The 21,853-nt window shown below is 68.6% G+C and carries 18 protein-coding genes and 1 pseudogene; 11 read left to right on the top strand and 8 right to left on the bottom strand.

What is annotated here, in order from left to right; all coding sequences use genetic code 11:
• The first annotated feature begins 131 nt into the window (after positions 1-131).
• The 6 genes from ACYUED_RS21055 (at position 132) to ACYUED_RS21030 (ending at position 8,640) form a co-directional block, all read left to right on the top strand.
• On the top strand, positions 132-1,874 hold the full coding sequence (locus ACYUED_RS21055) for a copper resistance CopC/CopD family protein (protein WP_491294349.1): 1,743 nt from the start codon (positions 132-134) through the stop codon (positions 1,872-1,874).
• A gap of 239 nt (positions 1,875-2,113) precedes the next feature.
• Complete coding sequence (locus ACYUED_RS21050) at positions 2,114-3,427, top strand: ABC transporter substrate-binding protein (RefSeq protein ID WP_491293814.1); 1,314 nt, start codon at positions 2,114-2,116, stop codon at positions 3,425-3,427.
• Complete coding sequence (locus tag ACYUED_RS21045) at positions 3,424-4,404, top strand: carbohydrate ABC transporter permease (protein ID WP_491293813.1); 981 nt, start codon at positions 3,424-3,426, stop codon at positions 4,402-4,404. The genes ACYUED_RS21050 and ACYUED_RS21045 overlap by 4 nt, the downstream gene beginning before the upstream one ends.
• Positions 4,401-5,291 carry a carbohydrate ABC transporter permease gene (locus ACYUED_RS21040; protein WP_491293812.1) on the top strand — a complete coding sequence of 297 codons (891 nt, stop codon included), beginning with the start codon at positions 4,401-4,403 and terminating at the stop codon, positions 5,289-5,291. Before ACYUED_RS21045 ends, ACYUED_RS21040 begins: the two co-directional genes overlap by 4 nt.
• A 26-nt stretch (positions 5,292-5,317) precedes the next feature.
• Entirely contained in the window at positions 5,318-6,631 is a 1,314-nt protein-coding gene (locus ACYUED_RS21035) for a glycoside hydrolase family 36 protein (RefSeq protein WP_491293811.1), read from the top strand.
• The gene (locus ACYUED_RS21030; RefSeq protein ID WP_491293810.1) at positions 6,628-8,640 is read left to right on the top strand and encodes a beta-galactosidase; all 2,013 of its coding nucleotides are present in this window, start codon (positions 6,628-6,630) and stop codon (positions 8,638-8,640) included. The genes ACYUED_RS21035 and ACYUED_RS21030 overlap by 4 nt, the downstream gene beginning before the upstream one ends.
• A 36-nt stretch (positions 8,641-8,676) precedes the next feature.
• Here the strand turns inward: ACYUED_RS21030 and ACYUED_RS21025 are convergent, their stop codons facing one another.
• A complete protein-coding gene (locus ACYUED_RS21025) occupies positions 8,677-9,102 on the bottom strand; it encodes a VOC family protein (RefSeq protein ID WP_491293809.1) in 426 nt (141 codons plus the stop codon).
• Positions 9,103-9,276: 174 nt separating this feature from the next.
• Between ACYUED_RS21025 and ACYUED_RS21020 the strand changes: the two genes are divergently transcribed.
• Positions 9,277-10,587 (top strand): phospholipase D-like domain-containing protein, encoded by a 1,311-nt coding sequence (locus ACYUED_RS21020; protein WP_491293808.1) that lies wholly within the window; start codon positions 9,277-9,279, stop codon positions 10,585-10,587.
• A 27-nt stretch (positions 10,588-10,614) separates the two neighbouring features.
• On the opposite strand, the pseudogene ACYUED_RS21015 reads toward ACYUED_RS21020, so the two are convergent.
• Positions 10,615-11,184: pseudogene (locus tag ACYUED_RS21015) on the bottom strand (WYL domain-containing protein); the annotation flags it as partial.
• Positions 11,185-11,346: 162 nt separating this feature from the next.
• On the opposite strand from ACYUED_RS21015, the gene ACYUED_RS21010 reads away from it, so the two are divergent.
• Together ACYUED_RS21010 and ACYUED_RS21005 are read left to right on the top strand one after the other, a co-directional pair.
• Positions 11,347-13,260, top strand: coding sequence for a glycoside hydrolase family 15 protein (locus ACYUED_RS21010; protein ID WP_491293807.1), 1,914 nt, complete (start codon positions 11,347-11,349; stop codon positions 13,258-13,260).
• Complete coding sequence (locus ACYUED_RS21005; protein WP_491293806.1) at positions 13,253-14,677, top strand: MFS transporter; 1,425 nt, start codon at positions 13,253-13,255, stop codon at positions 14,675-14,677. The genes ACYUED_RS21010 and ACYUED_RS21005 overlap by 8 nt, the downstream gene beginning before the upstream one ends.
• Positions 14,678-15,275: 598 nt before the next feature.
• Here ACYUED_RS21005 and ACYUED_RS21000 read toward each other — a convergent pair.
• The 5 genes from ACYUED_RS21000 to ACYUED_RS20980 all read right to left on the bottom strand — a co-directional run bounded on the left by ACYUED_RS21000 (position 15,276) and on the right by ACYUED_RS20980 (position 18,998).
• Positions 15,276-15,938 (bottom strand): hypothetical protein, encoded by a 663-nt coding sequence (locus ACYUED_RS21000; RefSeq protein WP_491293805.1) that lies wholly within the window; start codon positions 15,936-15,938, stop codon positions 15,276-15,278.
• On the bottom strand, positions 15,935-16,417 hold the full coding sequence (locus ACYUED_RS20995; RefSeq protein ID WP_491293804.1) for a hypothetical protein: 483 nt from the start codon (positions 16,415-16,417) through the stop codon (positions 15,935-15,937). The genes ACYUED_RS21000 and ACYUED_RS20995 overlap by 4 nt, the downstream gene beginning before the upstream one ends.
• Positions 16,418-16,757: 340 nt before the next feature.
• Complete coding sequence (locus ACYUED_RS20990) at positions 16,758-17,654, bottom strand: hypothetical protein (protein WP_491293803.1); 897 nt, start codon at positions 17,652-17,654, stop codon at positions 16,758-16,760.
• A gap of 235 nt (positions 17,655-17,889) precedes the next feature.
• A complete protein-coding gene (locus ACYUED_RS20985; protein ID WP_416222749.1) occupies positions 17,890-18,120 on the bottom strand; it encodes a DUF397 domain-containing protein in 231 nt (76 codons plus the stop codon).
• Positions 18,117-18,998: a helix-turn-helix domain-containing protein gene (locus tag ACYUED_RS20980; protein WP_491293802.1), complete on the bottom strand. Its 882-nt coding sequence runs from the start codon at positions 18,996-18,998 to the stop codon at positions 18,117-18,119. The genes ACYUED_RS20985 and ACYUED_RS20980 overlap by 4 nt, the downstream gene beginning before the upstream one ends.
• A gap of 223 nt (positions 18,999-19,221) precedes the next feature.
• Here ACYUED_RS20980 and ACYUED_RS20975 point away from each other — a divergent pair, with 223 nt between their 5' ends.
• Together ACYUED_RS20975 and ACYUED_RS20970 are read left to right on the top strand one after the other, a co-directional pair.
• The gene (locus ACYUED_RS20975; protein WP_491293801.1) at positions 19,222-20,562 is read left to right on the top strand and encodes a tetratricopeptide repeat protein; all 1,341 of its coding nucleotides are present in this window, start codon (positions 19,222-19,224) and stop codon (positions 20,560-20,562) included.
• Between the two features lie 55 nt (positions 20,563-20,617).
• On the top strand, positions 20,618-21,322 hold the full coding sequence (locus ACYUED_RS20970) for a 2'-5' RNA ligase family protein (protein WP_491293800.1): 705 nt from the start codon (positions 20,618-20,620) through the stop codon (positions 21,320-21,322).
• Here the strand turns inward: ACYUED_RS20970 and ACYUED_RS20965 are convergent.
• Positions 21,218-21,763, bottom strand: a complete 546-nt coding sequence (locus tag ACYUED_RS20965; RefSeq protein WP_491293799.1) for an ATP-binding protein — start codon at positions 21,761-21,763, stop codon at positions 21,218-21,220. The two genes, ACYUED_RS20970 and ACYUED_RS20965, sit on opposite strands and share 105 nt — an antisense overlap.
• Between the last annotated feature and the right edge of the window lie 90 nt (positions 21,764-21,853).

The following is a 21,853-nucleotide window of genomic DNA, read 5'->3' as shown; positions in this document are numbered from 1 at the left end:
CGTCCGTACCTATCCGGAAGGCGGAGAGTCGGACGACGGAGACATGCGTGGGGTGTGAGGGTGCGCACGGCGGACGGCGAGCGCGTGGCGAGTTCCGCGGGGTCGGCGGACGCCGCGGAGTTCAAGGGCTGGTGCTGCTCGGCGCCGTGCTGGTCCTGCTCGTCCTCGGCGGCGCGGGCCCCGCGTCGGCCCACGCGGCCCTCAGGTCCACCGACCCCCGGGACGGCACCGTCCTCAAGTCGGCCCCCCGCCACATCACCCTGACCTTCACCGAGTCCGTCGGCCTGCTCGACGACTCCTTCCGCGTCCTGGACCCCGACAACCAGCGCGTGCGCACCGGCGAGGCGCAGCACGCGCCGGGCAGCTCCGACACCGCGCGGGTGACGCTGCCGGGGAAGCTCGCCCAGGGCACGTACGTCGTGGCCTGGCGGGTGGTGTCGGCGGACAGCCACCCGGTGGGCGGGGCGTTCACCTTCTCGGTCGGCAAAGCCTCCGCGACCGTCGCCACGGCCGACACCGGCCCCGTCGAGGACCCGGCGACCGCCAGCCTGTACAACATCGCCCGCTACCTGGCCTACCTGGCGGTGGCTCTGGTCGTCGGCACGGCGGCCTTCGTGGCCCTGTGCCGCCCGACGGACCGCGGCCCGCTCCGCAGGCCCCTGGTGGCGGGCTGGTGGACCCTGCTGGGGGCCACCCTGGCGCTGCTGGTGCTGCGCGCCCCGTACGAGACCGGCACGGGCCCGGCGACCGCCTTCGACGCCTCGGCCTTCACCCGCACCCTGACGGGCCGCCCGGGCCTCGCCCTGCTGGCCCGGCTCGCCCTGCTGCCGATCGCCGCCGTGTTCGCCCCGCGACTGCGCAAACGCGAGGCCTGGCCGCGCCCGCTGCTGGCCGGTGGTGCCGTCTTCGCCGTGGCTCTCGCCCTCACCTGGGCCGCCGCCGAGCACGCCTCCGCGGGCATCCAGGTGCCGGTGGCGATGGCGTCCACGGTGCTGCACCTGCTGGCGATGGCCGTCTGGCTGGGCGGTCTCACGGCCCTGCTGATCCTGCTCCACCGCTCCGAGGTCCCCGCGGCCGCCGTGGCCCGCTTCTCCCGCCTCGCCTTCGCGTCCGTGACCGTCCTGGCCGTCACCGGCGTCTACCAGTCCTGGCGGGGCCTGGGTTCGTGGGACGCGCTCACCGGGATCACGTACGGGCGTCTGCTGATCGCCAAGCTGGCCGCGGTGGTGCTGCTGCTGGTGGCCGCCGGGCTCTCGCGGCGGTGGACGGCGCGGCTGGTCGCTTCCGAGGCGGAGACGGTCGTACGGGAACGGGTGCCCGAACGGGTCGGCGGGCCGTCGGCGGCCGCGCCGGAGGAGCCGGCCCTCCCCGTGGCCGCGGGTCCGAGCCGCCGGGGCCTGCGCCGGTCCGTCCTGGCCGAGGTCGCCGTCGGCGTCGTGGTGCTGGTGATCACGACGGTCCTCGGCGGCACCCTGCCGGGCCGCGCGGCGGCCGAGGCGGGGCAGGCGTCCGTGACGGCCGGCGGGCTGCCCGCCGCGTCGGTCACCACGGTCCCCTTCGACGTCGGCACCCCGGGTGCGCACGGCACGGTGCAGATCACCCTCGACGCGGGCCGGGTCGGCGACAACACCGTGCAGGCGGTGGTCTTCGGCCCCGACGGGGGCATCGTCTCCGTCCCCGAGCTCCGGCTCTCCTTCACCCTCCCGGCCCAGAAGATCGGACCGCTCGACGCCAAGCTGACCGACCAGGGCGGCTACTGGGGGACGAACTCGGTCACGCTGCCCATAGCGGGAAATTGGCTCATGAAGGTCACGGTCCGAACGTCCGAGATCGACCAGGTCAGCGGGACGAAGCCGGTCCGGATCGTCGGCTAGCGCCACGAGCGGAACCGACATTCCTTCCCTTTTCGGGCCACCCCGTTCGGCCCCCGGGACGAAAACGATCAGAACATGTCGGTCACGTTTCCACAAAGGTGCCTTGCGGCTCTTGACGCATGACCGGACAAACGGCTGATATAAGCGCCACGATGTTCGGTCGAGTTGATTTATGGTCGGTTTCGACTTTTTTCGACGTGGCGTAGTTGTGGCCGAACCCCTGCCTCCAGGAGCCGTACATGGACGTCTCACCCTCGGGTCTCTCTCTCCCCTCCCCCAGCCGCCGCGGTCTGCTGCGCGGTGTGGGTGGCGCCGCCCTGCTCGCGGGGGCCGGCATACCCCTGCTGAGCGCCTGCGGCAGCAGTGGGACCTCGTCGGACCCCAAGACCGTCAGTCTCGGCTCCAACTCCTCGGACGCGGTGCCGAAGAAGGCGTTCGCCGAGATCTACGCCGCCTTCACGAAGAAGTCCGGCATCAAGGTCAACGTGAACACCAAGGACCACAACACCTTCCAGGAGCAGATCAACTCCTACCTCCAGGCCACGCCGGACGACGTGTTCACCTGGTTCGCGGGCTACCGCATGCAGTTCTTCGCGGCGAAGAAGCTGGCGACCCCGATCGACGACGTGTGGCAGAAGATCGGGGGCAACTTCCCCGACGCGATGAAGCAGCTGTCCAAGGGTGAGGACGGCAAGTACTACTTCGTGCCGCTGTACACGTACCCGTGGGCGCTGTTCTACCGCAAGAGCGTCTTCAAGCAGCACGGCTACCAGGTGCCCACCACCTGGGACCAGCTGGTGGCGCTGTGCAAGCAGATGAAGAAGGACGGCCTGGTCCCGATCGCGTTCGGCGACAAGGACGCCTGGCCGGCGATGGGCACCTTCGACCAGATCAACTTCCGGCTCAACGGCTACGACTTCCACAAGTCGCTGATGGCGGGCAAGGAGGCGTGGACGGACCCGAAGGTCAAGGCGGTCTTCGACCACTGGGCCGAGCTGCTGCCCTATCACCAGGACGGCTTCATGGGCCGCACCTGGCAGGACGCCGCGCAGACCCTGGTGTCGAAAAAGGCCGGCATGTACGTCCTCGGTTCCTTCGTGGCCCAGCAGTTCACCAACAAGGCCGACCTCGACGACCTCGACTTCTTCGCCTTCCCGGAGATCAACTCCCAGTTCGGGCAGGACACCGTCGAGGCACCCACCGACGGCTTCATGGTCTCCAAGGCGCCCAAGAACCACGACGGTGTCACCAAGCTGATGGAGTACCTGGGCACTCCGGAGGCCGAGCAGATCTACCTCAAGGCCGACTCCAGCGTGGTGGCCGCCTCCAGCAAGGCCGACACCTCGTCGTACACCCCGCTGCAGAAGAAGGCGTACGACATGATCAGCAACGCCAAGAGCCTGACCCAGTTCATGGACCGTGACTCGCGGCCGGACTTCACCTCGACGGTGATGCAGCCCGGACTGCAGAAGTTCCTCCAGAACCCCAAGGGCGTCGACAGCCTGCTGTCCTCGATCGAGCGCCAGAAGAAGACGATCTTCGCGTCCTCATGAGCTCCGAGACCTCCACGAAGACCCCGGAGGCGGCCGCCGTGCCGCCTCCGGGGCCCGCGCCTGTCCACAAGCGGGTCCAGCAGGGCCACAAGCGCCTGCTGACCCGCCGTGACCGCATCACGCTCGGCTTCATGGCCGGCGTGCCCACCCTCCTGCACGTGGCCCTGGTCTGGGTCACCGCCGTCGCCTCCATCGTGCTGGCCTTCACCACCTGGGACGGCATCGGCTTCGACTCCATCAAGTGGGTCGGGCTGGACAACTTCAAGCAGTTGTTCACCGACAACCCGCAGTTCTGGCCGGCCGTCGAGCACAACATCATCTGGTTCGTCGTGCTCATCCTGGTCCCGACGCCGTTCGGCCTGTTCCTGGCTGTGCAGCTGGACAAGCGGATCCGCTTCAGCCGCGTCTACCAGACCGCGTTCTTCCTGCCGGTCGTGGTGTCGCTGGCGGTGACCGGGTTCGTCTGGCAGCTGGTCTACAACCCGGACACGGGCCTGATCAACAGCCTCATCGGGGCCAACAAGCCGGGCCACTACATCGACTGGATCGGCGACCCGCACCTCAACCTGTGGGCCGTGCTGATCGCCGCGTCCTGGCGGCACGCCGGCTACATGATGATCCTCTACCTGGCCGGCCTCAAGGGCGTCGACCCGTCCCTGCGCGAGGCCTCCTCGCTGGACGGCGCCAACGAGTGGCAGACGTTCAAGAACGTCATCTTCCCCACCCTGCGGCCCACCAACACCGTCGTGCTGGTCGTCACCATCATCGAGGCGCTGCGCGCCTTCGACCTGGTCTTCGTCTTCAACAAGGGCGCCCAGGGCACCGAGTTGCTGTCGATCCTGATCACCAACAACATCATCGGCGAGTCCAGCCGCATCGGTTACGGCTCGGCGATCGCCGTCGTCCTGCTGGTCATCTCCCTCGCGGTCATCATCCCGTACCTGATCGCGACCTTCCGGAAGGAGCGGCGCGCATGAGCACCAACGCCGCGGCGCTCGGCAAGCAGCGCACCCCCCTCCGCCCGGCCCGCGTCCTGCTGCACGTGTTCCTCGTCGTCACCTCGCTGGCCTGGCTCGCCCCGCTGCTGTGGGCGGTGTTCGCGGCGCTGCGCCCGTACTCGGAGACCAGCACCAAGGGCTACGTCTCCTGGCCGGACAAGCTCAGCCTGGACAACTTCAAGAACGCGTTCGAGCAGTCGGACATGATGCACTACTTCGTCAACACGCTGATCATCGCGGTCCCGGCCGTGCTCATCACGCTGCTGCTGTCGTCGATGGTCGCGTTCTACGTGAGCCGTTTCGACTTCCGGCTCAACATCTTCCTGCTGCTGGTCTTCACGGCCGGCAACCTGCTGCCGCAGCAGGTCATCATCACGCCGCTGTACCGGATGTACCTGCTCATCGACCTGCCCGGCATCACGGTGAGCGGCAAGCTGTACGACTCCGCGCTCGGCCTGGTCCTCATCCACGTGGCGTTCCAGTCCGGCTTCTGCGCCTTCGTGCTGAGCAACTACATGCGGATGCTGCCGCACGAGCTGACCGAGGCCGCCCTGGTCGACGGCGCGTCGGTGTGGCGGATGTACTGGCAGATCGTGCTGCCGCTGTGCAAGCCGGCGATGGCGGCCCTGGGGACGTTGCTGTCCATCTGGATCTACAACGACTTCTTCTGGGCGATCGTGCTGATCTCCACCGGTGAGAACATGCCGATCACCTCCGCCCTGAACAACCTCTCCGGTCAGTACTTCACCGACCCCAACCTGGTCGCCGCCGGCGCCCTGCTCACCGCGATCCCGACACTGATCGTGTACTTCGTGCTGCAACGGCAGTTCGTCAGCGGCCTGACCCTCGGCGCCAACAAGGGCTGAGGCCCTCCCTCCGAAAGAGAACGACAGTGCCCCACCCCTTCACGCCCGTCGCCTCCGTGCCCGTGGACGTGCGCACCGCCCGCGTCCACGAGGAGGGCTGGCAGTCCTGGAGCCCCAGCGGCGCCTACCTCCTCGGTGACAAGCCGTACCGCCCGACCAACGACAACTGGGCGACGGTCTGTTACCGCCCGGGCGTCACCGTCCCCGAAGGCACGTTCCAGGGCGAGGGGCTGCTGGCGCTCGACCCGGGCGACGGCTCACCGGTCCGCCTGTGGGCCGCCGTCGATCCCGCCAGTGAGGTCCCGTCCGTCCGGCTGACCGTCGAGGACGGCCGGGCGGAGGTCAGCGCCGACGGTTCGGTGAAGGAGTGGACCGGCACGGACATCCAGTCCCTGCTGGCGAGTTGGGCCGAGAGCCTCGACGTCGCGCCCCCGCGCCCGGCACCCACCGTCTGGTGCTCCTGGTACGAGTACTTCACGAACGTCACCGAGGACGACGTCCACGAGAACCTCCGTGCGATGGACACCCTCGACCTGCCCATCGACGTGGTCCAGATCGACGACGGCTACCAGAAGGCCCTCGGCGACTGGCTCACCCTCTCCGGCCGCTTCCGCTCCCGCGAGGGCATCGCGGACGCCATCCGCGCCCGCGGTCGCAGGGCCGGCATCTGGACGGCCCCCTTCCTCGTCGACCCGGCGAGCGACCTGGCCACCGAGCACCCCGACTGGCTGGTCCACGACCCCGACGGCGGCTTCACCCACGCCGGCCGCAACTGGGGCCACGACCTGCGCGTCCTGGACACCACGCACCCCGAGGCGGCGGCGTGTCTGACCGAGGTCTTCCGCACCCTCCGCACCGAGGGCTACGACTACTTCAAGGTCGACTTCCTGTACGCGGGCGCGCTGGAAGGCGTACGGCACAAGGCAGTCGACGCCCTCACCGCGTACCGCGAGGGCATCGAGCTGATCCGCGAGGCGATCGGCCCGGACGCGTACCTGCTGGGCTGCGGCGCCCCGATCCTGCCCTCGATCGGCCTGTTCGACGCGATGCGGGTGAGCCCCGACACGGCCCCGCACCGCCGTCCCGAGGCCGACGACCACAGCCAACCCGGCCAGGATCCGGCCGAGTTCACCGGCGTCGGCCGCCAGTGGCAGCACGGCCGCCTCTGGGTCAACGACCCCGACTGCCTGATGGCCCGCCCGGCCGTGGAGACCCGCGAGCGCTGGGCGGCACACGTCGAGGCGACCGGCGGCCTGATGGCGTCCAGCGACCGCCTGCTGTCGCTGGACGAGTGGGGCGTGCGGACCACCCGCCGCCTGCTCTCGGGAGCGGGCCGATGACCCGCTCCCTGAACGTGCCGGGCATCGCCTACGGAGGCGACTACAACCCCGAGCAGTGGCCCGAGGCGGTCTGGGCCGAGGACATGCGCCTCATGGCCGAGGCCGGGGTCACCATGGTCAGCGTCAACATCTTCGCCTGGGCGCTGCTGGAACCCTCCGAGGGCACGTACGACTTCTCGCGCCTCGACCGCATCCTCGACCTGCTGCACGCCCACGGCATCGCCGCCGACCTGGCGACCCCGACGGCGGCCCCGCCGGCCTGGTTCTTCGTGAAGCACCCGGAAGCGCTGCCGGTGGACGAGGACGGCCGCCGGCTGTCGTACGGCAGCCGCCAGACGTTCTGCCCGAGCAGCCCCGCCTACCGGGAGGCGGCGCTGCGGATCGTCGGCGAACTGGCCAGGCGCTACGCCGATCACCCCGCGGTCGTGATGTGGCACATCCACAACGAGTACGGCTGCCACAACGCGGAGTGCTACTGCGACACCAGCGCGAAGGCCTTCCGCGGCTGGCTCCAGGACAGGTACACGAGCCTGGAAGCCCTCAACCACGCCTGGGGCACCACCTTCTGGAGCCAGTGGTACTACGACTGGGACCAGATCCTGCCCCCGCGCGCGACGGGCGCGGTCCCCAACCCCACCCACCGGCTCGACTGGCGCCGCTTCTGCAGCGACGAACTGCTGTCCCTGTACGAGGCGGAACGCGACGTCCTGCGCGAGTCGGACCCGGCGGGCAAGGACATCCCGGCCACCACCAACTTCATGGTGATGCACAACTTCGACGCCCTCGACTACTGGCGTTGGGCCCCGCAGCTGGACATCGTCTCCAACGACCACTACCTCCGGTCCACCGACCCCGAGTCGCAGATCGACATCGCGCTCAGCGGCGACCTGGTGCGCTCCCTGGCGGGCGGCCCCTGGCTGCTGATGGAACACTCCACCGGCGCGGTCAACTGGCAGCCGGTCAACCGAGCCAAGACGGCGGGGGAGCTGCGCCGCAACGCCCTCGGCCATGTGGCGCGCGGCGCCGACGGCATCGCCTACTTCCAGTGGCGGGCGGCGAAGGCGGGCGCCGAGCAGTGGCACTCGGCGATGCTCCCGCACGCCGGCACCGACAGCCAGATCTGGCGGGACGTGGTCCGACTGGGCGCGGATCTGCGGGCGTTGGCCGAGGTACGCGGCAGCACGACACCGGCCGAGGTGGCGGTGGTCTGGGACTGGGACGCCCGGTGGGCCCTGGAGCTGCCCTCGCAGCCGAGCGGCGAGCTGCGCTACCTGGACCTGGTCATGGCCTGGTACGAGCCCCTGTGGCGGGCAGGCGTCGCGGTGGACTTCGTACGCCCGGACGCGGACCTGTCGCCCTACCGCCTGGTCCTGGCCCCCACCCTCTACCTGACCGACGACGAGGGCGCGGCCAACCTCACGGCCTTCGCCGAACGCGGCGGCACCCTTGCGGTCGGCTTCCACAGCGGAATGGTCGACGCGAACTGCCATGTACGGCTGGGCGGTTACCCGGGCGCCTTCCGGGAGGCCCTGGGCGTGCGGACCGACGAGCTCTTCCCGCTGCTGCCCGGGGAGTCGCTGCGGCTGAGCGAGGGCGGTACGGCGGCCCTGTGGTCGGAGCGGGTGCGCCTGGAGGGCGCGGAGGCGGTCACCTCGTACGCGGAAGGTCCGCTCACCGGTGTGCCCGCGGTGACGCGCAACTCGCACGGCACGGGCACCACTTGGTACCTGGCCACGCAGCCGGACCCGGACACCCTCGCCGGACTCCTCGACCGGATCCGCGGCGAGGCGGGAGTCGCGGCCGCGCGCACCGCTCCCGAGGGAGTGGAGGTCGCGGTACGGCGGGGCACGGAGGCCGACTACCTCTTCCTGATCAACCACGGCGGACGGGACGCGGAGGTCACCGTGGCGCCGGAGGCGGTCGAACTCCTCACCCGGAAGCCGCTCGCCGGATCGGTGAAGGTCCCGGCGGGCGAGGTCGCGGTGGTACGAGAGCCGCGCGGCGAGTGAAGCAGGTCCTGCCGGGCGTGCGGCCGGCCGGGCCGGTCAGTGGACCGGCTCGCCGACGCCCAGCAGGTTTCCCTCGCTGTCCCTGAACCAGGCACCGCGCTCACCCCGGGCGCCCTTGCTCGGGTAGTTCCCCTCGACCTCGGCGATGCCGTCCCGGGTGCGGAGCCCGGGGGCGTCGACGTCCTCGAACACCACGCCGCGCTGCTTGAGCTGCGCCACCAGCGTCTCCAGGTCGTCGACCGTCCACCCCATCTGCGTGAAGGCGCCGGACGAGGCTCCCGTCGACTCGAACAGGACGAACTCCGTGTCCCCGCAGCGGTACAGCAGCCCGCCGGGCCGTTCGTCCACGGGTTGCAGACCCAGCTTCTCGGAGTAGAAGCGCCGCGCCCGCTCCAGGTCCTGCGCCGGAAGCCGGGTCGCCACCCGCCCCCGGGCCAGAATGTCGCTGTCGCTTTCGCTCATGCCTCCACTGTGCACCCATGACACCGTGCCCCACGGCGTCACCCATAAGGTGCACCGGATAACCCGATTTGCGTAACACAGGGTGACTTTTCGGCTCTTCTGGGCACAGTGCTCTCACCGCTTCCGCGACCTGCCTCCGCAGGCTCGCTCCACGCACCAGGGAAAGCGCTGACGATGACCAGTTCGAGTTCGACTCCGGGCCCCCGTGCGGTCCGGTGTCTCCGTACCCTGCCGTCCGTCGCGGCCGCCGTCCTGTCCTTGGTGGCGGCGCTCCTTCTCGGCAGCGCGGCACCGGCGGCCGCCGCACCGGTGAAGCCGGTGATCAACGGACCCGTGTTCAACGATCCGCTGGGCACACCGGCGCAGCAGAAGGCGATCTTCACCCAGCTCGTCCAGCTGATCGACGCCACGCCCGCCGGGGCGCAGATCCGCGGCTCGATGTACGAGTTCAACGACCAGGAGGTCGCGAGCGCCCTGCTCGCCGCCAACGCGCGCGGCGTCGACGTCAGACTCGTCGTCGACGATTCGAGCTATGTGGGAGGAAACGGCGCCGAATACGCCAACCCGTCCTTCCAGGCTCTCAGGGCCGGGCTCGGCACCAATGACGCCGCCCGCTCCTGGATCGCCGTCTGCGACGACAAGTTCGAGGACGCCGACGGCGTGGACGACGTCAGCCGCGGCTGCCTGGCCGTCGCCCCTCCCGGACCGGCGTACGCCCACAACAAGTTCTTCGTCTTCTCGAAGATCGGCCCCTTCGACGACGGCACCAGCTACTCGAAGGTCGTCTTCCAGACCTCCTCGAACCTCGGCGACTGGTACAAGGTCGAGTCCTTCAACGACTCCGTCACCTTCGCCGACAGCGCGGTGTACAACGGCTACGTCACGTACCACGAGATGCTCCGTCAGGGACGCTCGCTCGCCCGCGGCAACAACCACGCCTACTTCTCCACACCCTCCGGCTCGACCTACCGGGCCTTCTTCTTCCCGCGCGGTGACACGTCGTACTACAACCCGGCCACCGACACGATCGTCGGCGCGCTGAACCAGCTCAGCTGCGCCTACACCGGCGCGGACGGCAAACGGCACCAGACCGACGTCCGCATCGTGGCCCACAGCTTCTTCGGCTCACGCGTCCAGGTCGCCGAGAAACTGGCCCAACTGAAGGCCCAGGGCTGCTGGATCGACATCCTCTACGCCGAGACCGACTCCACGATCACCACCCGCCTGGACGCCGCCGGCATCCAGCACCGCAAGTGCCTGATCCCCAACGGCCCCGGCATCGACGTCCGCCCGCACAACAAGGAAATGCTGATCGACGGTGCCTACGACGGCGACATCACACCGCGCGTCTACACCGGCAGCGCCAACCTGACCGGCTCGTCCCTGCGCTCGGCCGACGAAACGGTCCTACGGATCACCAGCGCGTCCTACCACGCGAAATACCTGAGCACGTTCTACAAGATCAGGGCGGCTTGCGGAGGCTGAGGCCCCGGGACGGTGCTGCATGGAGTCCTACGCAGGCATCACGCCATGGATGCGGGAGAGGGTGAAGACCCGTTCCGCTTCACGCAGGTGGCACCAGGCGCCGAGGTAGGGCGGGTCGAGTTCCAGGTCGCTGAGGGTGCGTACGGTCCGACGGCCCGAGGTGGCGACGTACTCGACCGTGATGGCCGCACCGGTGTCGATGGCATGGGCGACCTGGCGGACATCGCTGTACGACAGGTGCTTCGCGTATCCGGCGACGATCTCCTCGGTGTCCGTCCCGAAAGGCACGCCGCTGCCGAACGGGTCGGGTTCCGGTGGGGTCGCCGGGGCCTTGAGCAGCCGGTCGGCCGGAACGTCCATCCCGGTGCCGGTGGGCGTGTCCGACAGGTCCGGCATGTCCGAGGCTCGGGTCGTGGTGATCCTGGGACTTCGCCGCCCGACGTTCCTGCGCGGGGGCGGGACGGCAGCGGCGGCCCTCTGCGGCGGGTGCCTTTCGACGCGGACCGTTCCCCCGGCGGTCTCGGCGACCGGGGCGTAGCCCGCGGCACGGAGCGTCGCGAGAGTCGTCGCGGGTGGGCTGCCACTGACCAGGACCGTGGCATCAGCCCCACCGATGCGCGGCACTTCGGCAGGCAGACGGGTTTCACCCGTGGTGGGTGAAGCGTCGGTCGTGGCGCGGGCGAACGCTTGGTGTGGGCAGGTCGCCGACGTGTTCCTGGCCGAGCTGCCGCAGTGCGTCGGACCGAGCAGGGAGATCTTGTGAACCGGTACCCGCCCATCGCGGAACACGGCATCGTCGGCGATCTCCAGACCGCCGCCTTGGTCTCGTCCGGCGGCACCCTCGACTGGTGGTGCACGCCCCGCTTCGACTCGCCCAGCGTCTTCGCCTCGCTCCTGGACAGCGAACGCGGCGGGCACTGTCGTCTCGCCGCGGAGTACCCGGACGGCAACGGCATGACCGTACGGCAGCTGTACCTGTCCGACACGGCCGTCCTGATCACACGCTTCATGGCACCTGACGGAGTCGGCGAGGTTGCCGACTTCATGGTGCCGATCGACTCCTCGGACCCCACGGACACGCACCGCGTAGTGAGGGTCGCCCGGGTCGTCCGGGGCAGTGTGCCCTTCGCCCTCACCTGCCGGCCGCGCTTCGACTACGGCCGCGCCCCGCACACGCTCTCGCGGACCGGTGATCACTCCGCGCTCTTCCGCGGACCCGGAACAGACCTGCATCTTCAGTCCACCGCCGGTGTCACGCTCCTCGCCGACGGCAACGACATCACCGCCCGCTTCACCCTGTCCGCCGGCCAGGCAGCTGCCGTGGCGCTGACCAGCACGGCGAGCGGCGACCCCGCCCCGCCTCACCCCTCCCTGGCACGGGTCTCCGACGCACTCGAGACGTGCCGGACGTTCTGGCTGTCATGGCTGCGTTCCTGCACCTACCGTGGCCGCTGGCAGGACATCGTCAATCGCTCGGCGATCACGCTCAAGCTGCTCACGTACGCCCCCACCGGAGCACCCATCGCCGCAGCCACCATGGGGCTGCCCGAGCAGATCGGCGGTGAGCGCAACTGGGACTACCGCTACACGTGGGTCCGTGACGCGTCCCTGTCCGTCAGAGCATTGATCGATCTGGGCTTCGAGGAGGAGGCGCACGCCTTCCGCCGCTGGCTGCGCGAGCGCATCGAGGCCGGCGGCGGCACCTCGGCGGACCCCCTACAGATCATGTACCGCGTCGACGGCGATCCCCACCTGACGGAGGAGACCCTCGACCACCTGGAGGGTTACCTGGGATCCCGTCCGGTGCGGGCGGGCAACGCGGCGGCCGATCAGCTCCAACTCGACATCTACGGCGAGGCGTCGGACGCCCTGATCGTCGGCGGTGATATCGGCGCGATCCGTGGCTGGAAGGCGCTGAGCGGCGTCCTGGACTGGCTCGTTGACCACTGGGACCAGCCCGACGAAGGCATCTGGGAGACCAGGGGCGGCCGTCAGAATTTCACCTACAGCCGCCTGATGACATGGGTGGCGTTCGACCGTGGAGTCCGGGCGGCCACCCGGTTCTCCCGTCCCGCCGACATCGCCCGCTGGACCGGCGCGCGGGACGCGGTCTTCCAACAGATCGTCGGACACGGCTGGCACGACAAGCGGCAGGCGTTCGTGCAGCACTACGACACCGATGTCCTGGACGCCTCGCTTCTGCTCATGCCAAGGGTCGGCTTCGTCTCACCGCACGATCCGGACTGGCTCAGCACCCTCGACGCCATGGACGAGGAACTGGTCAGCGACAGCCTCGTCTACCGCTACAACCCGAACGCGTCCCCCGACGGTCTGCGCGGCTCCGAAGGCACCTTCAACCTGTGCAGCTTCTTCTACGTCGAGGCACTCGCGCGCAGCGGCAGGCTCAACCAGGCCCGCCACGCCTTCGACAAGATGCTCACCTATGCCAACCACGTCGGCCTCTTCGCCGAGGAGATCGGCCCCTCAGGCGAGCAACTGGGGAACTTCCCTCAGGCGTTCACCCATCTCGCCCTCGTCACCGCGGCGATGGCGCTCGACGAGGAGCTGGAGAAGGCACAGACCGGCCCGCGCCACGACAATCACGGGCATCCGGCGACTCACGGCCTCACGGTGCCCGACGAGGACGCCGGCAGGGGCGATGCAGGTGGATGAGACGGCGAGGCCCGCGCGCCCCACGGGACATGGACGCGCGCTCGCGGCCCTCGCCCTCGCCCAGTTCATCTGCAGCTTCGCTGGCTCCAACATGAACGTGATGATCAACGACATCAGCGAGGACCTGGACACCACCGTCCAAGGCGTCCAGGTGGCGATCACGGTCTTCCTGCTGGTGATGGCAGCGCTGATGATCCCCGGCGGCAAGCTGACCGACCGCTACGGCCGCAAGCGCTGCTTCCTGACCGGCCTCGTCGTCTACGCCATCGGCGCCCTGCTGAGCGCGGCCGCCCCGGGACTCGGCGTGCTGATCCTCGGCAACTCGATCCTCGAAGGGGTAGGCACCGCGCTGCTCATCCCACCCGTCTACATCCTCACCACTCTCCTCTACCCGGACGTCACTTCCCGTGCCCGTGCGTTCGGGGTCGTGATGGCACTGGGCGGCATCGGAGCCGCCGCGGGGCCACTGATAGGCGGACTCATCACCACCGCCATCAGCTGGCGCGCGGCCTTCGTGTTCCAGGCCCTGGTGATCGCGGTGATCGTCATCCTCAGCCGACGCATCGACGACCCGCTGCCCCCCGATCCGACCCGCTCCTTCGACACCGCCGGCGCGGCCCTCTCCGCCATCGGTCTCGTCCTCGTCGTCATGGGCATCCTGGCGGCCGACAACAACGTCTGGCTCATGATCGTGCTGCTGGTCCTCGGCGCACTCGTGCTCTGGTGGTTCTTCCGCTCCGCCCGCGCCAAAGAAGCATCCGGCCGGGAACCGCTGCTGTCGCTGCGCCTGTTCGACAACCGCGTCTCCAACCTCGGACTCGTCACCCAGAACATCCAATGGCTACTGCTCATGGGCACGTCGTTCACGGTGGCGGCCTACCTACAAGTCGTGCGCGGCTACGACGCCGTCCAGACAGGGGTCGTCTTCACGGCGGCCACCCTGGGCCTGCTGGCCACATCCCTGGCGGCCGAGCGCCTGGCCCGCCGACACCCTCAGCGAACGCTCATCATGACGGGCTTCACCCTCTCCATCGCCGGAGTGGTCGTCCTGATCACCCTGGCCGGAAGCTTCGCCACCGCGTGGGCCTTCGTCCCCGGCCTCCTGCTCATCGGCCTCGGCCTGGGCGTCATGCTGACCCCTTCCGTCAACGTCGTCCAGTCCAGCTTCCCCGAGGAACAGCAGGGAGAGATCTCGGGGTTGTCCCGAAGCGTGTCGAACCTCGGCTCGTCCTTCGGCACAGCCATCGCCGGCACCATCCTCGTCGCCGGTCTCAGCAAGGGCGCCTACGCCACCGCAATGATCAGCCTGGCCGCCCTCGGCCTCGGTGGCCTGGCTGCGGCAGCACTGCTGCCCCGAGAAACGGGGACCGGAAACCCGCGCGCCTCTCGGAGCGAAACCCTCAGAGGCACCGAGTAGCCCCGTTGTGACCCGAGCCACCGAGAGTCAGCCACGGCGGTCGGTGGGCCGAACGGCCACTTGTCACGGGTGCCTCCAGCAACCCCGCACCGTCCTCAGCCACGCCTATTTGATTCGCTCACGAACCCCGACCCGCCTGTCCAACCCGCCCCCGATCCACCCGCCCAACCGGCCATCGACACCGCTCGTGCGTCCCACCGTGCGGCCCGGATGCGCGCCCGCTACATGCACGTGACGGGGACCATGCTCCGCAAAGTCGCGCAGCAAGTCGGCGACGCCCTATGGGAGCTCCCGGAAACGGGCTGAGACGGACAACGACGAAGGGCCCCACCGCGAACGGTGGGGCCCTTCGACATCGTGCCCGGTGAGGCACTGGCGGAGGATACGAGATTCGAACTCGTGAGGGGTTGCCCCCAACACGCTTTCCAAATGTTCGTCTGGGGGTCCGGGGAAGGTCGGGAGCGTCCTGACCTGGAGCGGACTGGGTCTTGGACAGGGCGCTGAACCGAGCCGGACGTGGGTGAATGAGACCAGAACTGAGACCACGGAGCACGGCGCTCTGGCTGGTCAGCGTGTGCTTCGGGACGTGCCTCTTGGGTCAGCGCTTGTTCTTCCAGTTGCGGATGGCCTGGTCAAGCTGTGAGCGCAGCCGGTTAGCTGCATCGGTGCCCGGTAGCAGCTCGGGGTACGACTCGCTTGGGCGGCCAGCGATCAGGGCTCCCAGATTGGTGGAACTCTGCGAAGGGAAGACGAGCGAGCACTTCTTCGCACCCATTTCCTGGGCCAGCCCGAGGAACCCCCTGCCGATACCAAGGGGAGGCGAGGAACTGTAGTGCTTCGCTTCGATCGCCGCGACGAGCTTGGCGCTCCGTGGGTGCACCCCAGCCTGTCGGCTCCGCTCGGCTTCGTGGTGATCGATGACGGCGACGTCGCATTCGTGTGCGACCTTCGAGGTGGCGGCAACGACGTACACGCCCAGGTGGATCTCCAGCTGCTTCTGAGTGCCGGGGAAGCTGACCAGGATGTAAGTGAAGGTGCCCGACCATAGGTTTCCCGGGGACCTACGAAAGCGCAGTGCAGTGGCTGGAGTCGTGCCGTCCTGCGTGAGCATTGTGGTCCCGCCGGCCGCGCTCGCGGCTTCGAGGCACAGTGCCAGAAGCGACGCCTCGTAGAGGTCGGATTCGTCTGCGCTGTTGCGGTACACGGGCTGCAGGACACCGATCGCCTTCTCGATGGCCTGGATCAGGCTTCCCCTGCTCATCGGATGGCCTCCGCGTGCGTGTCGATCCCGTCGGACAACAACGCCCTTACCAGTTCGAGCGCGACACGCGCCTGCGCTGTTTCCTGCTCAAGGTCGATGTAGGAGGGCGTTTCCAGGTCCGAATCGCCGAACTCGATGGTCCGATGCATCTCGTGAGCCACAGCTGTGTCTAGTGAGGCTTTGCGTGACGCGTACATGGTCTCAGCGAGCGTCAGGAGGGCGCCACGGATGAGTTCGATGCTCTCGTCGCCCGTGTACGGGATCACCGCTACGTCGGACTCTCCGAGGCGTTGAAGTTTCGTCTCCGCCAGCCGGCTGGCACGTGCTTCGTACTGGCTCTGCTGCTCCTGCTTGAGCTCTTCCTCCGGGACAGCCCGCCCCTGTCGGACTTCCTGGTCCAGCTGGCTCGCCAGATCCCCCAGCTCGGCCTCTTTGAGCCGCTCCATGATGTATACGTACTGATCGCTGTCGAACGACACGTGGCCCCTCCCTAGATGCCCTTCCGGGACTTTACTCAGGGGCACCGACAGATGACGGCGAGTTGATCGACATCAACCGGTCTGGGCCCGGCGCCTCCGGCCGTAAGGCTTCCCTGTGCCCTCGCGTGGGCTCACTGCTGTTGCTGCTCCGACGATGCTGCTGGGTTCGAACTGGTGCCGTGCTCCGGGTCGTGATGCTCACCTGATCTCCTGCTGCTCGGTACCGAGCAGCAGGAGGCCGTGGCGCGGCTGTGGAAGCGGCAGCAAACGGAGACGGGCTGGCGCTGACTCGTGGGGCTGCCACCCCACCGAGAAGCGAAGACGGCGCGGGCAGCGCACATCAGAACGGCGCACGCGGAGCGAAGAAATCCCAGCGCTTGTCCAGGAGATCCCGTAGTAGGAGGGCAGCACCCCACAATTCCTGCGACGCGCCATCGTCCTTGTAAAGATCCCAGAATCTCCGGTGGCGGATCTTTCCCGCCTCTTCATCGTGGAAAGGCTTGTCGATGGCGGTGAAGACGACACCGATCCGCGACGTCTGCCTCAGTGCCTCGTAGAGCGCCTCGTGATATTCGTCCGCGCGACCGGGGCGCACCCAGGCTGTAGGGACGTGGATGAACAACCACCCGACTTGGCCCCGCGGCAGTTGCTTAACCGCGCCCTTGACCGTATTACGGACCGTGGCCTCCGAGAAGGGCGTGTCGTCCTGCTTGTACTTCACCTCGACAGGAACGTCACCGATGTACGCCAAGTTGAGGAGGATGTCGAAGTCCTGGCCCTTGACTCCCGACTCCGTCACTCTGGCGATGCCGGCTGGCATGCGCATGAGGGTCTGGAGGACGTCTGCTTCGAAGATCGCCGACGCGATGTCGTTCGTCTTGGTATAGGAGAGGAAGTCGGCGAACCACGGTTCGCCCTGAAACTCGAACACCCTCCTAGCAAGTTCCTGGCGCTGCCGGGCCTGCTGCACCCAAGGGCCGAGCTCCTCCCGGTTGTCGGCGAGGGGGAACTTCTCCTTCACCCAGGCGGCGCCGAAGATGGATTCGAGAAAGGTGGTCGCCGCGGCCTCGGCCACGGCAGCCTCGTAACGATTCGCTGCGACCTCTGGATGTTCGAAGAGGGCCTGCATGCCCTCATGTATCCGGTCGTTGTAGACCGCCCACGCAGTTGCTTTGTTGGGAAAGCCTTGGGCCCGGTTCTCCTCCATCCAAGCTGCGAAGGTCGGTATTTCGATCATTCCCGGACTATAAGGGCGCGGGGGACACCGTCGCCAAGATTTTCACTCAAGGGCCGGTGCGGGGCACGGCACGAGACTCGCCGTGTCGTCCGCTGGTGGCGTTGCACCCTCAGCCATCAGCTACACGAAGGACCCGGCTTCCGACAGGGCCACGCCCGTCGTGAGACCGGGACACCCGCGCCCACCACGACGGGTGTCACCGCTCCCTCCTCACGCGCCAGCTCGCTTTTCGGCATCAACGGTCAATGATCGACCCGTTAGCGATCCCGCTGACCAGCGCGCGCATCGCCGCCTTCGAGATGAGTAACGGCCCACGGCTGATGTCCTTGGAGTCGCGCACTGCGGCGCGGTCGCCCAGTGCAGCAACTTCCACGCAGTCGTTCGCACCCCCGCTGTACGAGCTCTTCCGCCACCGCGCGTGCGCGAGATCGACGTCGTGCGGGGCGGCCATGCTGGGCGTGCTCACTCTTCGAGCTCCTTGCTGATGCGTGCGATGCGGGTGCGGGTCTCCGACAGATCGAGGGCGGCGTCCCTCAACTGGTCGAAGATCTCCGTGTAGTTGTCGACGTCCTCCGGGGATTCGAGATACACGGAGTTCTTGGGGTTCTCCAGCCACACCAGGTTCGGCGTGGGGGCGGGGAAGGTCAGGATGACGAACGGGCCGTACAGGCCGGGATGCGCTCCGAGCGAGAACGGCAGCAGCTGCACGGTGACGTTCGGCTGCTCGCTCGCCTCCGCCAGTTTCCGCAGCTGGTCGTGCATGACTTCTGTGGAGCCGACCGTCCTGCGCAGCACGGCTTCGTCGAGGATCGCCCAGAGTCTGGCGGGGGTCTCACCGCCCAAGCGGCTGTTCTGCCGCTCCATGCGGACCCTGACCAGGGACTCGACCTGCGGCGGGGACAGGTCCTTCCTCATCTGGGAGATCACGGCACGCGCGTAGTCCTCGGTCTGGAGCAGCCCTGGCACGAGCATCGGCTGGTAGCTGGCGAGGTGTGTCGCGCCGGCCTCCAGCGCGAGATACCCGTCGTAGCGGGTCGGGGTGAGCACTGTCGAGTACTTCCGCCACCAGGGCTTCTGCTGCTCCTTGTCCGCTCGCACGAGGTCGAGCACGTCGGCGCGCCCGTCCTCGTCTTTGACGCCGTACAGGTCCAGCAGTGCCCGGACGAGGACCGGCGTCGTACCGCGTTCGCCGTTCTCGATCCGGCTCAGCGACCCCTGGTTGACCTCCAGTTGGTCGGCAACCTCGGTGAGGGTGAGCCCGGTCGCGTCACGTAGTTCCTTCAACCGTGCCGCGAGCTGTCGCCGGTACACCGACTGCGGGACCAGGCTTCTCTTCAAGGCCATGGTGGAAGTCTCTCCGTACCGGTGACGCCTCTACAACCCATACGGGTCAACTTCACCAGACATATTGCCTAGTTGGTGGTTGCGTCGGCATGCTGTCAGGAGTCGCGGTCGCGCGTTCGTATGGGCGTACACCGCAGCCGACCGATGGGCGAGCATGACCACGACCTCGCTACCGGCACGCGCCTCCGCGTCGGTCCTGCACGTCGCACCAGGAGGGTGGGCCATGCCCCGGACAACGCTGCTCCGGCAGCTGCTCCAGCAACGGCACCTGACGACGCACGAGGCTTTCGCCGCCCAGTACGAGCGGGCCGCCGCCCGGTTGGCAGAGCTCGACCGAGACCCCCGCCTGGCATCCCTCCAGGTCTCTCCACGCCAGTTCGACCGCTGGTACGGCGGGGAGTTGCTGACTCTGCCCCGTCCTGACGCCTGCCGAGTTCTGGAGCACATGCTGGGCAGACCCGTGTCCGAGCTGTTCTCCACGGCGTGCGACGGCGACTCCGCGCACGAGCGCGACGAGGAGTCGAGCACAGGCCAGCAGGCGACGGGTGCACCTCCGCCACGCGAGGACGACGAGAACCCACTGGACATCGTCACCCGGACCCGGCAGCTCACGGCCAGCAACGCCGACGACGCGACGCTCGCCTTCCTCGACTCCTCGCTGGAGGGCATCGCCAGCCGGTACGAAGAGGACGGGCCGTACGTTCTCCGTCCCCAGGCCCGCCAGGTGCGGCAGCTTGCCCACACCCTCCTCGACGGCCGCCAGCCCCCACGCACGCGCCGAGAGCTCTTCCGCATCGCCGCCCGTGCCTCCGGCCTGCTCGGCTACATGGCGGTGAACACGGGCGACTTCGCGCTCTCGGAGGCGTACTGCGCCGAGGCTCGGGATCTCAGCCGTGAGATCGGCGACCTGGACACCGACCTCTGGGCGTGCGGCACGCTCTCCTTCAGCCTTTACTACGCCGGCCGGTACGACGAGGCGGACGCCTGCGCGGCCACGGCCGTCGAGCGAGCCCCGCGCCACGCCCAGTGCATCCGCCTTCTCGCCAACGGCCGGGCCCGGGCCCTCGGCAAGACCGGCGACCGGCGTGCCGTCGAGCAAGCCATCGGACAGGCACTCCGCCTCTCCGACCTCCACGAGGTGCCCGTCGGGCTGACCTCCTGTATCTCCTTCGAGCCGTACGGACGGGCCCGCACGCTGGCCAACGCCGTCACGTCACACGTGGCGCTGCGCAACACGGCTCAGGTACTGCGCGACGCCGAGCACATCGATGATCTGGTGGAGCACTCGACGTCCTCCTGGAGCCGTTCGCTCATACGCCTCGACGTCGCCACCGCGCTGCTGCAACAGCGCACGCCCGACATCGACCACGCGATGGCGCTGGGCCGTGAGGCCCTGCGGCTGTGCGGAGGCACACCGATCAGCTCCGTCTACCAACGCTCCCGTGACCTGCATGAGCAGGCCGGGCCGTGGCGTGATCACTCGGCGGTACGCGATTATGGCGATGAGTTCCGGACCTGGAGCTCGCAGCCAGCGGCCCTGGCCATGGCGTCATCCGCGTCGTAGGCGCCGTGGGTGTCGTCGTACTCCGGGGCAGTGTGAAGCCGAAGGAGTACGTCGGGTGCCCCTGCTCAGCGCCGATCCCGCCGCGTTCCCCACCGAGCCTCCCGCCGACACGCACGATCCGGCGGTCACCGCGGCCCACGACTGGGCGGCGTTCAGCGCACTCGACGAGATGACCGACCACTGGGCACGCCCCGGCTGGTCGGACGGCAGCCGTGCGTACTACTGGATGCTGACCTTCCCGGATGATCAGCGGCTCGCCGCTCTCGCCGGGCAGTGCCAGGAGGAGCTGGCGCCCCTCGGCCTCGACCCGGTGCCGACGGACGGACTGCACATCACCCTCGCCCGAGTCGGAACGCCCGGCGTCGTCACCCCCCGCCAGTTGGACAGCCTGGCGCAGGACGCCGAGGCGCTGCTGCCCTCCGCGTTCTCCGTACGCGCCATGCCGCTGGCCGGCTCCCGAGGCGCCATCCGCCTGTCCCTCGGCCCCTGGGAACCCCTGCTCCGGCTGCACCACGCGCTGGCCAAGGCGGGGGGCAGCGTCGGTCTGGCCCCGAAGAAGCCGACGGCGGCTTTCCGGCCGCACCTGAGCCTCGCGTACAACAACCGTCGACGCCCCGCCGCGCCCGTTGTGGAGACGGTCTCAGGGCTTCGCGCTCTACCGGCTGTCGAACTCTCCGTGTCCGCCGTCCAGTTGGTGGAACTCCGCCGTGAGGGGCGGACGTACCGCTGGGATGTGCGGAGGAACGTCACGCTCGGGTAGCCCGCTGGCGCCCAAGGCGAGAACCACGACCACTTCCTTGCCGATCGCGGTCGGCCGGACGGACCACGCGGAGGCCAACTCCCCGACGAGCAGCAGTCCGAGACCACTGCCCGTCAACTCATCCACCGACTCCTCCGCAGAGCGTGCCCGGACCCTGGAGACATCCCGTCCCGCGTCATGGACTCGTAGTACCGCCACGTCCCGGTAGACCTCCACACCCATGCAGTCCGGTCCGCCGGCTGTGTGCCTGAGCGCGTTGCCCACGAGCTCCGAGGCGATCAGAACGGCGTCGTCGACCCGCTCCGGCGCGGCACGCCCCTCGAGGAACTCTCGTAGGTGTCTGCGCGCGAGGCCCGAAGGCTCGGGGCAATCGGCCAGCTTCACCCAATGACGCCGTACTGGCGTCCGCCTGCAGAGGCGCTCTTCGTCCACCGCGTCCATCGCCGCTTCTCGTTTCCGCTTGGCACTGGACCGATCAGCCTCGCTATGCCTGAGCCGCGACGGTACGCCGCGGCTCCGCCTCCTCGCGCG

The sequence above is a fragment of the Streptomyces sp. DF42 genome, assembly GCF_058267695.1.
Note: the sequence above shows the minus strand (reverse complement) of the source record. Positions and strands in the feature narration are given on the sequence as shown.